Here is a 17,775-nt window from a genome sequence, read left to right on the forward strand (position 1 = left end):
CGGATGAAAAAAATAATCAAAAATATTTTCACATTTTTCCTGCTTCTTTTTGTGGCAGGAATTATTTTTATTGCCTGGGCAAACTATAATATAAAAAAGGAAAGTGAAGCTTTTGTATCCTACACTATTGCCGATGTACCCGAAACCAAAACAGCATTACTTCTGGGAACCGGAAAAACATTAAGCAATGGAATGCCAAATGCCTATTTCTACAATAGAATTAAAGCTGCTACAGATCTTTATAAGAGTGGAAAAATCCAATACATCATTGTAAGTGGAGACAACAGCACCAAAGATTATAATGAACCGGAAGATATGCTGCTGACCTTAATGCATCAGGGGATTCCACAGGATAAAATCATTATGGATCATGCCGGATTCAGAACCTTGGATTCTGTAGTAAGGGCTAAAGACATCTTCGGACAGACAAAGCTGGTGATCATTTCCCAAAAGTTTCATAATGAAAGAGCTGTTTTCCTGGCCAGAAAAAATGGCATGGAAGCATTTGGATATAATGCTGCAGATGTCAATAAGTATGCAGGTCTGAAAACCAACATGCGGGAGTATATTGCAAAAGCCAAAGTCTATTGGGATCTGCTTTTCGGAGTGGAACCGAAATTTGGGGGAGAGAAGATTTTAATTCCATAAGATTTTAAATTTTGGTAACGCCTAATAAAAGAATTGATATGTGGAGGAGCTCTAAGATCTTCCACACTGAATTAGTAACACCAAGTCTTGATTCTTTTAATCTTTTTTACCCATTATCCCACCAAACCTCGTAAATTTGCAATTCATTAATTTTAAAATATTGTAAACAAATGTCAAGAATTCTTACCGGCATTCAAGCCACCGGAACCCCCCATCTTGGAAACCTACTTGGGGCAATTATTCCTGCTATTGAACTTTCTAAGCAGGAAGGAAATGAATCATTTTTATTTATTGCGAATCTTCATACGCTTACCCAGATTAAAGATGCGCAGACGTTAAGACAAAATACCTACGAGATTGCTGCGGCTTGGCTTGCTTGTGGATTAGATACTGAAAAAACATTCTTCTACAGACAAAGTGATATCGCTGAAACCTGTGAACTATCTTGGCATTTATCATGTTTTTTTCCTTATCAAAGATTAACACTGGCCCATTCATTTAAAGATAAGGCAGACCGTCTTCAGGACGTGAATGCAGGGCTATTTACCTATCCTATTTTGATGGCTGCAGATATCCTGCTGTATGATGCAGAGATTGTACCTGTAGGGAAAGATCAGCTTCAGCATTTGGAAATTGCCAGAGATGTAGCTTCGAGGTTTAATAATCAAATGGGTGAAGTTTTTGTTTTACCTCAATCTGAACTTCAGGAAGACACAAAATATGTTCCCGGGACTGACGGCCGCAAAATGTCTAAATCTATGGGAAATATCATCAATGTTTTTCTCCCTGAAAAGGAACTGAAAAAACAGGTGATGAGTATTGAATCGGATTCTAAATCGTTGGAAGAGCCTAAAGACCCTGGAACAGACAAGACATTCCAGATTTATGAACTTATTGCTACTCCTGAGCAAACTGAGGAATTAAGATCTAAATACCTTGCCGGAAACTTCGGATACGGACATGCTAAAAAAGAATTGTTGGATTTGATCTTAGTTCGTTTTGCCAAAGAAAGAGAAACATTCGCTTATTATATGAATAATCTGGATGAACTGGAAGCAAAATTACAGCAGGGTGCAGAGAAAACAAGGCCTGTGGCACTGGAAACTATTAAAAGAGTAAGAACAAGCTTAGGATTTTAATTCTAAGTTTCAAACATAAGAAAGCCCTTCAAATTGAAGGGCTTTTTCTTTTCATGACGCTGTCTATTATATTCTCAGATCTTATTTTTCTCAAGTATAAAGTAATGCATTTTATCTTCAAACTTATAAACAATGTCCCAACCGGGATACTGCTTGATAATGGTTTTAATAATCGACAGCCCCAAGCCGGTAGAGGTGTGATCAGAACTCTGTTTATAGAAACGGTCAAAAATCCTGGATGGATCTAATCCAACGGCAGCTCCACTGTTTTGAAATGTAATCCTGTCATCCTCAATCATAATATTCAATGTACCTTCTTCATTATTATATTTAATGGCATTCTTAAGAAGATTAGACAACAGAATATCCGCAAGGTCGCGATTAAAATCAGCTTCAAAACTTCCTTTTTCTATGATATTGACATCTACTTTTTTAAACTCTATAAAGTCTTCATAATTTTGAACCAGCTTGCTGATCAAAGCATTAAAGTCTACTCCTGCGGTTTTATTAAACTGGCTGTTCTCTATTTTTGAAAGCATTAATAAAGATTTATTTAACCCTACCATCCTTCTCAGGTCATTCTTTACTCCGGTGAGAAAATTCAGATTCTTTTCATCGAGGTCATCATTCTGAATAAGGAGATCTATTTTATTAATAACTATGGCAAGTGGGGTCTGAAGTTCATGGGAGGCATTTTCAATAAACTGTTTCTGCTGATAAAAAACAAGCTCATTACGCTCAATCATTTCATTAATTTCAACATTCAGCTCCTCAAACTCTTTAATGATATATTCTTTATTCTCCTGATCCGCAGGAATCCCAAACTGGTACTTTTTAAGTTTATCTAAAATTAAATAGAATGGGCGCATCGCTTTATTCAGCAGATATCCGTTGACAACAACTATACTTATTACCAAAACAATATAGAGAACAATTAAGGCTGTTGTGAGGTCATAGATCAGCTCATCTTCTTCTACGGTAGAAGTTCTTATCACAAGCCTCTGATTCATCTTATACTGATCGATAAAGTCTGCCTCAAGCACACGATAAGGCTGATCTTTATCGTCATACTCCATATAATACATCTTATTATAGAGGCGGCTTTTATTTTTATATTCTCCGGCAGTAATAGGATTAATCTTAAATTCATTAAAACCAAAATCATTATTCTTCAATAGCTGGGGATTCAGGTATACGGCTTTAATGATCTGTATTTTTCTGTCCCTAAGCCCATCATCCACATTATCATGAACTTCATCCAGGATATAAGCATAAAATAACCCGGCCCAAACTGCAATAATCAGCAGAAGGATCATAATAAGGTATTTTATCGTGTAATATTTTAATGAAACTTTCATCAGATAAATTTATAGCCTATCCCATATACCGCCTGAAAATCAGCTTCAGCATTCAGATTTTTCAACTTTTTGCGGAGATTTTTAATCTGCGAGTAAATAAAATCCAGACTATCTGCCTGATCTATATAATCTCCCCAGATCGCTTCAGCCAATGTAGTTTTCTGTAAGGTTTTTTCAGGATGAATAACAAAGTAATACAGAAGGTCATATTCTTTACGGTTCAGCACAAGTTCCTCCTTTCCTATCATCACCTTTCTGAGATCGGGATCAATACTGATATTTTTATATGTAATACTGTTTTCCCCATCCTGATTATTTCTCCTGATCACAGACTTTACTCTTGCCATAAGCTCTGCCAGGTGAAAAGGTTTGGCAAGATAATCATCCGCCCCTATTTCCAATCCTGTTACTTTATCATCTACTGAATCTTTCGCCGACAGAATGATGACAGGATCTTTTTTATGCATTTTTTTTATTTCTCTCAGCAGGTCTATCCCACTTCCATCCGGCAGCATAATATCCAGCAAAATGCAATCATATTCGTAGGAAATAATCTTCTCAAGGCCCGAGCTGTATGTATCTGCATGTTCTACAATAAAATGTTCCGCTTCCAGAAATTTCTGTACAGTATCCTTTATGGCCGGCTCATCTTCTACTATTAAAATCTTCATTCTGCTTTGATTTGCGCTCTGCTGAACGGTTAAAACTTATATCAAATATATGAAATTATAAGGTGGGAAGCCGGAAGTTACTTGCCTGTATCCGGCAATGATTACTTTCTACTAATTGTAAAGGAGTAACACCTTTCTTCTCCGGCTCCCTGCTTCTTTTCTTTAACAACTAGTTCATTTTTACAAAACGTCCGTCTGCATCAAAAACGAGACATATTCCACTCATCAGGTGAATTTTATAAGCATTATATTTTTTTTCAATAGAGCTTACCACGCTGCACGGATGATGTCTTGTTATAAAAGACACAATACTCTTTCTAATCTTGTTGGAAGAAGCTTCTCTTCCAGTATTTCTTATGATATTCCAATTGATCATATTCTTAAATTTTGGTGTTATATGTAATGACCTGTTAGTCATCAATTCTTTTAAAATTTCCGTTTTTATCGAATTCCAGCTCCAGGCCGTTGGAAAGCTCCGCTTTATAGGACCATCTCTTTTTTTCTACCTTAATGATGGACGTATTCGGAAAATTACGGGTTGCATAATTTCTGATGGATAAAGGAATAAAACCATAAGGCAACTTCTGATGTTTACCATCCACCTCTTTCCAGTTTCCATTACTGTCAAATTCCATTTTCATTCCATTGCTCAGGTATACTTTGTATTCATCCACTCCATAGATCTCTCTGTCTTCAATCGCTGAACTTACAGGTATCCCTTTAAAGTGGACCGCAAGAAAGGTTTTTGCCATTTTAGGTAATTGATTGATCTGGATCGCTCTGTCCTGTGCAGAAATAAAGCCGCCTGCCAACATGAAGATAAAAATAAATACTCCGGTGATTTTCTTTACATTTTTCATAACATTAAGTTTTTCGTTATTATTATGAAGCAAAGGTCCAAATCAATTTAGGAAAGAATTGGGAAAAATAAAATACAGCAAAAATTGGAGATAAAAAAACCATTGAGAAATGATTTCTCAATGGTTTAACTCTATTTTGTTGTAGACCTTACGGTCAGAAATTTTATAAGTATTCTTTGATTTGCTGAAGGTGGGTAATAGCCTTTAACCCGGCCTCTTTCTTATCTTCTTTATAAACATCAAAGAAAATAGAATCCATGCCGAAATTTTTTGCTCCCATAGCATCCGCAATCCAGTCATCACCAATCAGGATGCTTTCCTCTTTTTTAGCTTCCGAAAGCCCCAGAGAGTATTCAAAAATCTTAGGATTAGGTTTTCTTACCCCTATAGAATCTGCACTGGTAATCGTTTCAAAATAAGGAGCAATTCCCGATAAGGTACACTTCCTTTCCGTTACATCCTGAAAACCATTAGAAATAATATGAAGCTTATAATTCTTTGCTTTTAAATATTCAAGAATGTCTTCGGCACCCTCTACCAATTCATTATATCCAACAATATTATCCAGGAAATTTTCTTCAAAATAATTGGAAAGTTCTTTGTTTTCTACTCCAAAATGCTTGAAGGAATCATAGAAACGGTGTTCTCTTAAATATTCTTTGCCAACAATTCCATCTCTGATTTTTTCCCAGAGGTCTTCATTGATATCATGATAAACAGAGTGAAACTCCTCAAAGTCAATATTATACTTTGAGTTAATCTCCTGATCTTCAAAAAGGTCTTTGATAGTAAGGTAGGCATTTCTGCGGTGATCCCAGAGCGTATTGTCCAGATCAAAAAAAACGTGCTGCATTTTCATACAGCACAAAGTTAATGATTTTAATTTTTTAAGATCGTATAATTTTTACTCTTACTTTTCACCACCTCAAGGCTTTTAGAAAAATTGAGTAAAAAATCAATGGTTTGTTTTTTAGGTTTCAAAGTTTTCACTTTTAAGGAATCATTTTTTTTCATAGGCGAAGTATGTTTTCCTTAAAACGTGAATTTTCACGAAATATTATCTATCTGGTTAAGATTATATTATTTTCGTCCATGATTTTTCTCAGGTTAATCAATGCATATCTTACTCTGCCTAAGGTAGTATTAATGCTCATATCAGTATGATCTGCAATTTCTTTAAAGCTCAAACCGTCAAAAAACCTCAGTTTGATCACTTCCTGCTGGTTTTGGGGAAGGAATTGCAGCATTCTCAACAGATCTTCCTGGATCTGATTGGTTACAAGCTGATCTTCAATATTTTCCGAAGGTTCCCGTATTAAATCAAAAATAGAATATTCGTCGGTTTCAAAAGTTGTTTCTGAAACTTTAATGTTTTTTGCTTTAGATCTGAAATGATCGATGATCAGGTTGTGAGAGATTCTTTTTGCCCAAAGAATAAATTTCCCTTCTTCGTTATAGCGTCCTTCTTTCAGCATAACGATGATTTTCATGAATGTATCCTGAAAAATATCGTTGGCTAAATCTTCATCATTAATTTTGTAAAAAATGAATGTAAACAGTTCTCTCTGATGGCGATGAATGAGGGTCGATAACGCTTCCTCATCACCTTTCTGGTACAATGAAATTAGTAAACTATCCGATTTTGATTTCATAACTCTTCTCAATATAAATATTTGTAGACAGGTATTCCTCCAGATATTTCATCTGGCTTTTGCTGTATATACAAAACAGTTTTTCTAGAGTAGAGTCTCTTCAATAGGCGGCACAATTATATTATGATGTAAATATAATCATTTTTTAATAACTGTTAACTTATTATTAAATTTTCACAAGAAAAATTTAAAAAAAGTTACTTAAACATGTCATGAATAAATACAGTTGGGACATTTAATGTAAAATTAATATTTAACCCTTTCATTTCTTTTCCGTTTAAACGGGCGTCTCCGATAGGAAAAGCATACCCTCCTGTAAGATCCAGCATTCCAAATAAGGTAACTCCAATTTTCGGAGCAATATATTTATTTGTTCCCTCTGCACCCATTAAAAAATAATAAGAATGGTAGAAGTCAACATTTTTTGCAAAATTGAGCAGTACATCAGCCTGCAGCTTTGGCATAATAGCAAACTTGGAGTCTGCAACTCCCATCAGCGCAGAACCACCCAATCTATAAATTACATCATCATTTTTCAGGAAAAGCAATTTACCCCCTAATTCCCCAAAACTCTGATTCTGGTAGGTATATCCCACACTGATCATTTTATGCATGGTATATTGGGCTTTTACTAATGTGCTTAGAAAAAACAGGGAGAGTACAGCAACTGCAGTTCGAAAATTCATCATCTTTCAATTAATTAAAGTGTAAAATTAAAAAAAACTGCCTTATCAAAAGATAAAGCAGTCATTTATTATGGTAAAGAAAAAATTAAATTCCGAAAGCGGCTTTAATTTCCTCTACTTTGTCTAATTTTTCCCACGTGAAGAATTCAAGATCTTTCAGCGTAAGTTCATTTTTGTGTCCCTTATTGAACGTTTTATCAGCTACATAATGATCTTTACCCATGTGACCGTAAGAAGCCGTTTCCAAATAGATAGGGTTTCTTAATTTTAGATTCTGCTCAATAGCATAAGGTCTCAAATCAAAGATTCCTGAAACTTTTTTAGCAATTTCACCATCATGAAGATCCACTTTTGCAGTTCCATAGGTATTAATATATAATCCACAAGGTTCTGCTACACCGATTGCATAAGAAACCTGTACCAAAACTTCGTCAGCAATGCCTGCAGCTACTAAGTTTTTAGCAATATGTCTTGTTGCATAGGCAGCACTTCTGTCTACTTTTGAAGGGTCTTTTCCAGAGAAAGCACCACCACCGTGAGCTCCTTTTCCACCGTAAGTATCTACAATGATTTTTCTACCTGTAAGACCGGTATCTCCGTGAGGTCCTCCGATAACGAATTTACCTGTCGGGTTGATATGGTATTTGATCTGATCGTTGAATAAAGCTTTGATCTCTTCAGTCTGCTGTGCAACCACTCTAGGTACCAGGATATTCTTGATATCTTCACGGATCTTGTTCAGCATTTCTTCTTCAGTTCCGAAGTCATCATGCTGCGTAGAAACTACAATAGAATCAATTCTGATTGGTTTGTGATCATCAGAATATTCAATAGTTACCTGGCTTTTTGCATCCGGACGAAGATAAGGGATCTCTTTATTTTCTCTTCTGATATTGGAAAGTTCTTTAAGGATTGTATGAGCTAAATCTAAAGCAAGAGGCATGTAGTTTGCCGTTTCATTAGTTGCATAACCGAACATCATCCCCTGGTCACCAGCTCCCTGTGCGTTAGCTTTAGCTTCGAAAGACTCATCTGTTACAGCTCTGTCTACTCCCTGGTTGATATCGGGAGACTGCTCATGGATGGCGGAGATCACTCCACAAGAATCTCCATTGAACATATATTCCCCTTTTGTATATCCAATTCCATTGATTACTTCTCTGGCAATTGTCTGAACATCAAGGTAGGCATCGGATTTTACTTCTCCTGCCAATACTACCTGCCCTGTCGTCACAAGAGTTTCACAGGCAACTTTTGAACTTTTATCGTATGCTAAAAAGTGGTCGATTAATGCGTCGGAAATCTGATCGGCGATTTTATCCGGATGTCCTTCTGAAACAGATTCAGATGTAAATAAATAAGACATATTATTCTTTTTTTTTTAGATTAAAAAATTTTGAAGAAAAATAAGAATAAAATTGCCCAAAAAGAATACTGTTTTAGCATTTTTTTATAGAGGTTGCAATCAGGTCAAATTTTTCCTCGTCGTAAACGTCAGCAAATTTAAGCACTATTTTTCTAATACTCAAAAATTTTGTTTACTAATTATAATTTTGTTTAAATTAATGATTTATATCATTTTAGAACATTCTGACTATTGTGGCTTTATGCTTACAAATTCTTTAGGACTTTCATGATAGTTCAATTTAAGCTCTAAAGAAGTTTTGATAGAATGTGATAATTCGTCAATAATTTTTTGTTTAAAGGTCGGCTTATAATATATAATACTGATCTCTCTGTATGGGAATGGCTTCTTAAATCTGAAGACATTTTTTTTCTGTTCTTCTGAAAGCTGGCTCAGGGCCAGTTCCGGTAAAATACTAATCCCTCCTACTTTATCTACCATATGTACCAAAGTCTGGATATTGGAAGCTAAGAAATCCAAGTTTTTAGGCTTTAATGTATTTTCTTTCAGATGGCAGATATTTTCGAACTGATTTCTAAGGCAGTTTCCTTCTTCAAGTAACCACACTTTTTCTACGTTCAGGTCTTCAGGAATAATATAAGCATTCTTTTTGTTCGCTTCAGTATTGGAGCTATAGATCATCAGTTCTTCATTGAATAAGAAATCCTGATAAAATTCATCAGCGGTATCATAAGGAGTTGAAATAATTCCTGCATCCAGTTCCCCTGCTTTTAACGCCTTGATAATATTATCCGTTGTCATCTCCTTTACATTCATCTGAATTTTAGGATTATCCTCCAAAAATTTAAAGATTTCCGTAGGCAGAATAAAAGAAGAAACAGTTGGGATAATCCCCAGGTTGATGGTTCCTCCTAAAATATTATTCAAAAGATTCGCTTTGTTTTTCAGCTCATTGACAGATTCTATAATAACCTTAGCCTGATCAATGATCTGAAGCCCTACATCTGTAGTACGGATCGGGTGTGTAGTTCTGTCAAAAACCTTCACATCCAGTTCATCCTCAAATTTCTGTATCATGGCACTTAAGGTAGGCTGGGTAATGAAGCATGCCTGGGCTGCTTTACCAAAATGTTTATACTTATCAACAGCGATAAGATACTCCAGTTGCTGAATGTTCATTTGATTAATATTATCTATTACAAAGATATAATGTTTTTGCTATTAGCAATTAAAAATTCAAGTAAATTTGATATTCACTACCTTTACAGTGGTATTTAGAAAATAAGAAAACAATTATTCAAATCATCGATATATGGATTCTAAAAAATTAACGTTAAGTAACGGCACGCCTTATTTTGAGCATCAGGATTCCCAGACGGTAGGACCAAGAGGCCCGGTATTGCTGCAAGACTTTGTTCTTCAGGAAAACCTTGCCCATTTCGTTAGGGAAAGAATACCTGAAAGAATTGTACACGCTAAAGGAAGCGGAGCTTACGGAACCTTTACCGTAACCCATGATATCAGTAAATATACAAAAGCAAAGCTATTTTCAAAAGTAGGCAATTCATGCAGGATGTTTGCCAGATTTTCTACGGTAGGAGGAGAAAAAGGAAGTGCAGATACGGCAAGAGACCCACGGGGTTTTGCTTTAAAATTTTATACAGAAGATGGAAACTGGGATCTTGTAGGGAACAACACTCCTGTTTTCTTTATTAAGGATGCTAAGAAATTTCCGGATTTTATACATACTCAAAAAAGACTTCCTAAAACCAATTTAAAGAGTGCCACTATGATGTGGGATTTCTGGAGTCTCAACCCGGAATCTCTTCATCAGGTTCTTATTTTAATGTCAGACAGGGGAACCCCTTATGGTTTCAGGCATATGCATGGTTTCGGATCTCACACTTTTTCTATGATCAATGAGCAGAATGAAAGAGTATGGGTAAAGTTCCATTTCAAAACAAAACAGGGGGTAAAAAACTTCACGGATGAGGAAGCTGTAAAAATGGCAGGAGAAAATCCTGACTTTGCACAGGAAGACCTTTGCCATTCTATTGAGAATGGAGATTTCCCGAAATGGACTATGTATATCCAGGTGATGACAGAAGACCAGGCAAAAGATTTCAGATGGAATCCTTTTGATGTTACTAAAGTCTGGTTCCATGATGACTTCCCACTTATTGAAGTAGGTGAAATGGAACTCAATGAAGTTCCTGTCAATTATTTTGCCCATGTTGAGCAGTCTACGTTTTCTCCCAGCAGCCTGATTAACGGGATCAGCTTTTCACCGGACAAAATGCTTCAGGGAAGATTGTTCTCTTATCCTGATGCTCACCGATACAGAGTAGGAGTAAATGCCCATCAACTGGAGGTGAACAGATGTCCTTTTGCGGTTAATAATTATCAGAGAGATGGCTATATGGCAGATTCAAGCCAGTATCAGGATAAACCTAATTATCACCCCAACAGTTTTGATGACATCACGCCTGATCCCTCTTATAAGAACTATGAGTATGAATTAGATAGCGCTCATGTGGCCAACTATAACAGAAATGAAAATGACAGTGATCATTATACTCAGCCAGGGCTTCTTTACTCAAAAGCAATGAACGCTGAAGACAGAGAACACCTGATTAACAACATCGTAGGAAGCATGAAAGGGATATCAGGACCTAAGGGAGAAGAGATCATCAACAGGCAATTATGTCACTTTTTTAGGGCTAATATCGAACTTGGCATGAGAGTGGCTTCCCAATTAAATGTCAATATCGATGCAAATATGATGAATCATTCCAAATAATCATATTGAACAATAAATTAAAAAAAAGGAAAAAAAAATAATATTTTTTCCTTTTTTTTGTAAAAAATTCATAATTTGCAGAGGATGATATTTCAAAGTGGAAAAATGAGTTACGAAAATATATTATTAAAAAAAGAAGATAAAGTATCTATCATTATCATAAACAGACCTGAGAGTTTAAATGCATTAAATGCAAAAACTATTCAGGAGATCAGTACCGCAATGGACGAACTTAATTCCGACCATTCCTGCAGGGTTATTATCCTTACGGGAAGTGGTGAAAAGTCTTTTGTGGCCGGTGCAGATATCAAAGAATTTAGCGAGTTTGGACAAGAAAAAGCTGAAGAGCTTGCCCGAAACGGACAAAATTCACTGTTTAACAAAATTGAAAATATGTCTAAACCTGTCATTGCAGCCGTTAACGGTTTTGCATTGGGAGGAGGTTTAGAGCTTGCTATGGCATGCCACATCAGATATGCATCGGAAAACGCCAGATTGGGTCTTCCTGAAGTAACGCTGGGATTAATCCCGGGATACGGAGGAACACAAAGGCTTCCTAAGCTTGTCGGAAAAGGTATTGCCAACGAAATGATCTTCTCAGCCAAAATGGTTCCTGCTCAAAAGGCAAAAGAAATCGGATTGGTGAATGAAGTATACCCTATTGACGAATTATTAACCAAAACGAAAGAATTAGCGAACATTATTGCCCACAATTCACCAATGGCAATATCTAAGGCTATCCACGCCGTGAATTTATCTGATACGGAGAAAGGTTTTGAAACTGAAATCAAGTATTTCGGGGAGCTTTTTGAAATGGACGATAAGAAAGAAGGAGTCACTGCTTTCCTAGAGAAAAGAAAGCCAAACTTCTAAACTTTCAAGCTTTTAATCCAATTATTTCGAAAAAACTAATGCTGCGGTATGAATAAGTTTGACAAGGCTTATCTAAAAATGGCTCAGGAATGGGCAAAACTCTCCTACTGTAAGAGAAAACAGGTGGGAGCTCTTATCGTAAAAGATAGGATGATTATTTCAGATGGTTACAACGGAACTCCTTCGGGGTTTGAGAACTGCTGTGAAAATGAAGAGGGGAAAACGCACTGGTATGTACTGCATGCGGAGGCTAATGCTATATTAAAGCTGGCAGCTTCCACTCAGTCTGCAAAAGGGGCAACGCTATATCTAACGCTGTCGCCTTGTAAAGAATGCAGTAAACTAATCCTGCAGGCAGGAATTACAAGACTGGTGTATATTAATGAGTATTCGGATGAAGACGGCATCTCGTTCCTGAAAAACCATGGTATTGAAATAGAACAAATATCGGACTGTGAACTAAAAAAATAAGCACAAATGACTTGGGATGAAAAGATCAAAGATTTTGAAATATTTCTTCGCTTCGAAAGAAATTTTTCAGACAACACGCTCGACGCCTATGTTCGGGACATTAAAAAACTAAAAGATTACGCAGAAGAAGATCTGGCAAACGTCGGTCCAGATTCTATCGGTTACGAAAACCTGCAGGAATACATTTTCAATCTTTCTAAACAGAAATTCAGTGAGAGATCTCAAGCAAGATGGATCTCTTCTATTAAAGCTTTCTTTAAATTTCTGCTTGAGGATGAATTCCGGGAAGACAACCCTGCAGCGTTACTCGAAGGTCCTAAACTAGGACTCTATCTACCAGACACTTTAAGCCTGCTTGATATCAACAAAATTATTGCGGCTATTGAAATCAATACAGACCTGGGGAAAAGGAACAACTGTATCATTGAGGTACTCTATGGTTGCGGACTCCGTGTTTCTGAACTTATTGATTTGAAAATATCCAATATCAATTTTAAAGAGCAATATATCAAAGTTCATGGAAAGGGAAACAAAACCCGTTTCGTTCCATTGGCTGATTATACAGCTGAATTACTGGAAAATTATATCAAAGAAGTACGTTCTAAAGGTAAAATCAATAAGAAATATGAAGACACACTGTTCCTGAACAGCCGTGGCACCTCGATGTCAAGGGTTATTGTATTTCTTATCATCAAAGAACTTACGGATAAAGCAGGGGTTAACAAAAAGATATCTCCACACACCTTCAGACATTCTTTTGCAACACACTTGCTTCAGAATGGAGCAGATTTGCGGTATATTCAGGAAATGCTTGGACATTCCAGTATTACAACGACGGAAATCTACACTCATTTAAAAACTGAAGAATTAAGGGATGTTATTTTGAGTTATCACCCGAGAAATATTAATATTACTCAATGAAATGAAGTTCCATCTGAACTTTAAAAAAGTAATTATAAACAGATGAAATTATTGAAATATTGCCCTAGCTGTGGCAAAGAATCTTTACACTGGGATGGTGAAAAGAAATGGAGCTGCCCTGAATGTGACTTCAGATTGTATAATAATGTAGCAGGCGCTGTAGCTGTAGTGATCCGATGTGGTGACGAAATTTACCTTACCAGGAGAAACAGAGACCCTAAAAAGGGAAAACTCGATCTGGCCGGAGGATTTGTCGACCCTAAAGAGAGCGCAGAAGAAACCTGTAAAAGAGAGCTTTTTGAAGAGCTTCAGCTTAGTATCAATATTTCAAACTTAAAATATCTTACCAGCCTTCCAAACGTTTATCAATATAAAGAAATTGATTATAACACGATTGATCTTTTTTATGAGTATAATGTTTCGGAAAAATTTGAGGTAAGCCTTGAGCTTTCAGAAATATCAGAAGCGGTATGGATTCCTTTAAAGGAGCTTAATCTTGATGATATTGCTTTTGATTCTCAGAAGAGGTTTTTTGAAGATTATATAAAGAAATATTTTTTGTAATATATTCTCCCGCAGATTTAAAATCTGCGGGAGTTTTTTTATGTTCTTACAGACTTTTCGGATCTCGTGCAGAGGATTACTTTTACAGTCTGCTTCGTTCCTGAAAGTGATTCTCATTTGTTTTCAACAGAAAAAACAGGGAAGAAATATCGAAATTTTCTCTTAAAATCAATACGTTTTAGTCTTCAGCATTTCTTCAAAGTACTGAATCAATAGTGATCTTTCTGCTTCCGAAAGATTAGCTTCTTTATGGTACACAATATAACCAGGCATCGGCATTGTTTTATGTTTAAGAGCCTCAATAGACCTGTCAAGCATATTCTCTTTTAATTCCTTATTATAGGTACCCCAAACAGAAAAATTAAGATGCTGACGACCTTCATTTACATGGCTTTTTACAGACCATGAAACAGGGGCTATATAAGCATATTTAGGATATATGGTTTCGTTGGAATGACAATCGTAGCATGCTCCCTTAAGTAATGTTCGAATCTTTTCCGGAGCTTTCCTCGCATCTACAAAGTTTACTTTTGAATCTACCGGTTTGTTTACTCTGTCAATAGGAATAAACTGAACCAGGGCAAAGGCCACCAAACTCCAAAAAACTATTTTTTTTGCGATTTTCATACGTTTACTTTACCGGAGTTAGAACGGCATTCTCAGATTTAATTTCTTTTTTTACGTTCTGCTCTACCGCTTCCTTCTTTTCGTCAGCTTCAGGCGTAGCTGCAGGTACAGCAGGAGACACAGCTCCTTTAGGATTATCAAGCGTTCTGGTATCTTTCAGGTCCCATTCTTCTCTTGTTTCCCACAGTCCTCTTATCACAACTTTTTTATAGAAAATATAGGCATCTTCGGCAAAGGTTTCGGTAGCAAAATCGGCTTCATCCCAATATTTATTTTCATTGTTGTCTACCAATATTCTTACAATATATTCATCAGGTTTCAGAATATCAAATTTCACTTTATCTCCTTTGGTATATCTCTGGTAGACTACTTTTTCAGAAGAGTCAAGAAGCTGAATCCAATAGCTGGAAGATGGTGCGTTCAGAATATTAAATTCCAGGCTACCAAACTGGTCTACCTTAGCAACATCAAAATCAAAACGTTTTGACTGTGTATTTTTAGCATAGAACGATGATACGGTTTCTTTTGGAACCGTAAGCTGATATTTTTTTCCGCTCACAAAGTCAGACTGAATCAATATCTGATACGGATTGGTTTCGGAGATTTTGGCTGTAAATTCCTGAGTAGTTAAGCTATCACTTTTCAGTATCCACTTTGCCGGGTCAATCTTGTCAATGATATAATTGGAGGAAATTTTGAAGTCAGTTTTTGGAGCTAATGAACCTCCTCCGTTATCACTGTTGAGATCCATTACATTTTTCTTATTGTATTTGTAAAATAAGGAAACCGTATAGGCGCTGTCCTTTTTCGGACCTTTATCATGCGTAAACATCAGTTTTTCTGTTGTTTCCTGTCCTACATTATTTTTCACAGCATCAAACCAAATCTTCACAGAATCTGATTTTGGACTGTGTGTTACTTTTATATCTTTAAGTTTATCATTCAGCGATGTTACTTTCACATCATCCGGATGCCCATCAAATATCATAAGAATTCCTCCCGGAACCTCCTTCATTTCAGAATATTTCAATGGCTTTTTAGAAGGATATACTTTTAAGTTTAATCCTGAAACAGATTTTTCAACATCTACAGTTTCTTTCTGAAACCCTATTTTCTCTTTTCCCGGATCATACACAGAATTTCCATTCTCATCTGCAAAGGCTATAATCTTATATTTCCCCGGAGAAAGGTAATTCATCTCATAATATCCATCATCGTCCACTTTGGTGATATAGTACGGTTTTTGCTTATAATTCATGGTATCTTTCACCTGATAAAGCCCGACCACCAATTTGTTTTCAGTACTTCCTGTTTTCTTTTTGATGTCTAAAGCATCTTTAATTTCACCACTTACATACAAATCATCCAATTTGTCGCCCGTGGAAAAAGCAAAATTAAAATACCGAAGTGGATTGGATTCATTATTATCTACAATTGAATTTCCAAAATTGAAATTATATGTGGTATTGGCCTGTAAAGTATCTGTCCATTGGATCAGAACAAATTTATTGGCAATATTGGAAGGAAGAATTCGCTTTATATTCTTGATAGGTGGCGAAATGATCAGATTCTTATTGATATCTTTCAAGGTTACATACTCATCAAAATCCAGGCGGAGCTCGTGAATATCTTTTTTCACATTGATTCTTGTGGTATCAATATTTGAACTTAAAAATCTAGGGGCCAAAGTATCTTTCGGACCTCCAACAGGAGAGCCTACTCTTGCACACGAATGAACAAGAAAACAGATAACGAATAATAGAAGAAACCTTTTCATGAAAATGTTTAAGCAAAAGTAAACATTATTCTCCAAAAACTTCATGTCCTGAATTCAAAGTATCTTTATTGTCGTTCATTACCGAGTGAAGCTTATCTTTCTGTAAAGGGAAATCCTCAAATAATCCGGACAATGCAAGCGCTGTATATACTTTATTTGAATATTTATTACCAATGGCTACAATAGTAACTTTAGACTTCAGAAGGTGAGCAAATACGGAATTGCTGCCATGCCACCACCCATTATGATAGGTTAGTTTTTCACCGTTGTCAAAAATTTTCATCCTAAACCCTAATCCGTAGTTATTCATTCCCGATTTTTCATTGCTGTACGGGGTAAATACCATCTGCATCAGCTCAGGCTTTAGGAAATCTTTTGAGAACATGGCTTTTGAGAAGTTATATAAATCTCTTGGTGTAGTATATACATTTTTGTCTCCGTAAATAAGATCCAACCTATCTAAAGGATATAGCTTACTCCCTCCATAGTAGAAAGACTGTGCCGCCGTAGGAATATCTTTTTCCTGGAAAATATAAGAATTGGTCATTTTCAACGGCGTAAACACCATTTCTTTCATAGCCTGAGGAAACGGAGTTTTCGTCACTTTTTCAATCAACAAAGCCAATAAAGCAAAATTCGTATTACAATACATGAATCCTGTATCTGTATCTCTTGCCAGATCCGGTTTGTACTTGATGATCATATTCAGAACATCCTGATTGGTAATAAAAGGTTTGGAAAGTTCAGCCGGTGCAGGCTGTATTTTGGTAATAAAATATTCGTACTTAGGAAGTCCACTTCTTTGATCCAGTAGGGTTTGAATAGTAACATTAGGATATGGAAATCCTGGAAAATATTGGCTCAGATGGTCTGAAAGCTTTATTTTCCCCGCTTCCACCAACTTCATCATCGCCATTGCCGTTAATGTTTTTGATACTGATGCAACATGCAAAGGTGTATTTTTATCTATAGGCATCTGGTTTCCTTCTCTTCCGAAACCTCTGTAATTTTCGTATAAAATCTCGTCGCCTTTTGCCACAAGTATTCCGCCACTAAGATCTCCTCCATCCCATATCTTTTTGTAATACTGATCTATATAATTTATCGTGGTTGGTTTATCTAAAACCTGGTTGTCTGTTTGGGTAAAAATTTTCCCAAGATCTACATTTCCGTAGTTAGGGAGATTCGTCGTATTTTCCGCTGAAGTTTCTTGGGCTTCAGACTTTTTTTTACAGGAAAATAGGGATAAAAGAACAGTTAAAATAAATACAAAATTACGCGTCTTCATGAGATTCAAAAATGAGCGGCAATTTAATAAAACTCAAAAAAAAATAATAAATATAGAGTGATATTATGAATTAT

The 17,775-nt window shown here is 36.0% G+C and carries 19 protein-coding genes; 7 read left to right on the forward strand and 12 right to left on the reverse strand.

What is annotated here, in order from left to right; translation table 11 throughout:
• The first annotated feature begins 3 nt into the window (after positions 1-3).
• Both JML65_RS17655 and trpS read left to right on the forward strand, forming a co-directional pair.
• Complete coding sequence (locus tag JML65_RS17655) at positions 4-648, forward strand: vancomycin high temperature exclusion protein (protein ID WP_047492396.1); 645 nt, start codon at positions 4-6, stop codon at positions 646-648.
• Between the two features lie 170 nt (positions 649-818).
• Positions 819-1,787: a tryptophan--tRNA ligase gene (trpS, locus tag JML65_RS17660; protein ID WP_202271592.1), complete on the forward strand. Its 969-nt coding sequence runs from the start codon at positions 819-821 to the stop codon at positions 1,785-1,787.
• 74 nt (positions 1,788-1,861) lie between these two features.
• On the opposite strand, the gene JML65_RS17665 is transcribed toward trpS, so the two are convergent.
• From JML65_RS17665 to JML65_RS17705, 9 genes are all read right to left on the reverse strand, one after another.
• The gene (locus JML65_RS17665) at positions 1,862-3,145 is read right to left on the reverse strand and encodes a sensor histidine kinase (protein WP_202271593.1); all 1,284 of its coding nucleotides are present in this window, start codon (positions 3,143-3,145) and stop codon (positions 1,862-1,864) included.
• Positions 3,145-3,816, reverse strand: coding sequence for a response regulator transcription factor (locus JML65_RS17670; RefSeq protein ID WP_047492385.1), 672 nt, complete (start codon positions 3,814-3,816; stop codon positions 3,145-3,147). Before JML65_RS17670 ends, JML65_RS17665 begins: the two co-directional genes overlap by 1 nt.
• A 169-nt stretch (positions 3,817-3,985) precedes the next feature.
• Positions 3,986-4,192, reverse strand: coding sequence for a hypothetical protein (locus tag JML65_RS17675; protein WP_202271594.1), 207 nt, complete (start codon positions 4,190-4,192; stop codon positions 3,986-3,988).
• A gap of 34 nt (positions 4,193-4,226) precedes the next feature.
• A complete protein-coding gene (locus JML65_RS17680; protein WP_202271595.1) occupies positions 4,227-4,676 on the reverse strand; it encodes a PepSY-like domain-containing protein in 450 nt (149 codons plus the stop codon).
• Positions 4,677-4,839: 163 nt separating this feature from the next.
• Positions 4,840-5,535 carry a YjjG family noncanonical pyrimidine nucleotidase gene (locus JML65_RS17685; RefSeq protein WP_084087071.1) on the reverse strand — a complete coding sequence of 232 codons (696 nt, stop codon included), beginning with the start codon at positions 5,533-5,535 and terminating at the stop codon, positions 4,840-4,842.
• Between the two features lie 202 nt (positions 5,536-5,737).
• A complete protein-coding gene (locus JML65_RS17690) occupies positions 5,738-6,328 on the reverse strand; it encodes an RNA polymerase sigma factor (protein WP_047492373.1) in 591 nt (196 codons plus the stop codon).
• 197 nt (positions 6,329-6,525) lie between these two features.
• Positions 6,526-7,017 (reverse strand): hypothetical protein, encoded by a 492-nt coding sequence (locus tag JML65_RS17695; protein WP_202271596.1) that lies wholly within the window; start codon positions 7,015-7,017, stop codon positions 6,526-6,528.
• A gap of 82 nt (positions 7,018-7,099) precedes the next feature.
• Positions 7,100-8,380, reverse strand: a complete 1,281-nt coding sequence (metK, locus tag JML65_RS17700) for a methionine adenosyltransferase (protein ID WP_047492368.1) — start codon at positions 8,378-8,380, stop codon at positions 7,100-7,102.
• A 228-nt stretch (positions 8,381-8,608) separates the two neighbouring features.
• Positions 8,609-9,559, reverse strand: a complete 951-nt coding sequence (locus JML65_RS17705; RefSeq protein ID WP_047492366.1) for a LysR substrate-binding domain-containing protein — start codon at positions 9,557-9,559, stop codon at positions 8,609-8,611.
• Positions 9,560-9,692: 133 nt separating this feature from the next.
• Between JML65_RS17705 and JML65_RS17710 the strand changes: the two genes are divergently transcribed.
• From JML65_RS17710 to JML65_RS17730, 5 genes are all read left to right on the forward strand, one after another.
• Positions 9,693-11,180 carry a catalase gene (locus JML65_RS17710; RefSeq protein ID WP_047492364.1) on the forward strand — a complete coding sequence of 496 codons (1,488 nt, stop codon included), beginning with the start codon at positions 9,693-9,695 and terminating at the stop codon, positions 11,178-11,180.
• A gap of 105 nt (positions 11,181-11,285) precedes the next feature.
• Positions 11,286-12,053 (forward strand): enoyl-CoA hydratase/isomerase family protein, encoded by a 768-nt coding sequence (locus JML65_RS17715; protein WP_047492554.1) that lies wholly within the window; start codon positions 11,286-11,288, stop codon positions 12,051-12,053.
• A 48-nt stretch (positions 12,054-12,101) separates the two neighbouring features.
• The gene (locus JML65_RS17720) at positions 12,102-12,524 is read left to right on the forward strand and encodes a deoxycytidylate deaminase (protein WP_047492363.1); all 423 of its coding nucleotides are present in this window, start codon (positions 12,102-12,104) and stop codon (positions 12,522-12,524) included.
• A 6-nt stretch (positions 12,525-12,530) separates the two neighbouring features.
• Positions 12,531-13,445, forward strand: a complete 915-nt coding sequence (gene xerD / locus JML65_RS17725) for a site-specific tyrosine recombinase XerD (RefSeq protein ID WP_047492361.1) — start codon at positions 12,531-12,533, stop codon at positions 13,443-13,445.
• A gap of 42 nt (positions 13,446-13,487) precedes the next feature.
• Positions 13,488-14,009 carry an NUDIX hydrolase gene (locus JML65_RS17730; RefSeq protein WP_202271597.1) on the forward strand — a complete coding sequence of 174 codons (522 nt, stop codon included), beginning with the start codon at positions 13,488-13,490 and terminating at the stop codon, positions 14,007-14,009.
• A 168-nt stretch (positions 14,010-14,177) separates the two neighbouring features.
• On the opposite strand, the gene JML65_RS17735 is transcribed toward JML65_RS17730, so the two are convergent.
• From JML65_RS17735 to JML65_RS17745, 3 genes are read right to left on the reverse strand one after another with little or no spacing between them, the layout of a single operon-like run.
• Positions 14,178-14,636 carry a heme-binding domain-containing protein gene (locus JML65_RS17735; protein WP_202271598.1) on the reverse strand — a complete coding sequence of 153 codons (459 nt, stop codon included), beginning with the start codon at positions 14,634-14,636 and terminating at the stop codon, positions 14,178-14,180.
• 4 nt (positions 14,637-14,640) lie between these two features.
• Positions 14,641-16,413 (reverse strand): Ig-like domain-containing protein, encoded by a 1,773-nt coding sequence (locus JML65_RS17740; protein ID WP_202271599.1) that lies wholly within the window; start codon positions 16,411-16,413, stop codon positions 14,641-14,643.
• A 25-nt stretch (positions 16,414-16,438) separates the two neighbouring features.
• Positions 16,439-17,701: a serine hydrolase domain-containing protein gene (locus JML65_RS17745; RefSeq protein ID WP_115919322.1), complete on the reverse strand. Its 1,263-nt coding sequence runs from the start codon at positions 17,699-17,701 to the stop codon at positions 16,439-16,441.
• Between the last annotated feature and the right edge of the window lie 74 nt (positions 17,702-17,775).

The organism is Chryseobacterium sp. KMC2 (genome assembly GCF_016756935.1).
GTDB lineage: Bacteria > Bacteroidota > Bacteroidia > Flavobacteriales > Weeksellaceae > Chryseobacterium > Chryseobacterium rhizosphaerae.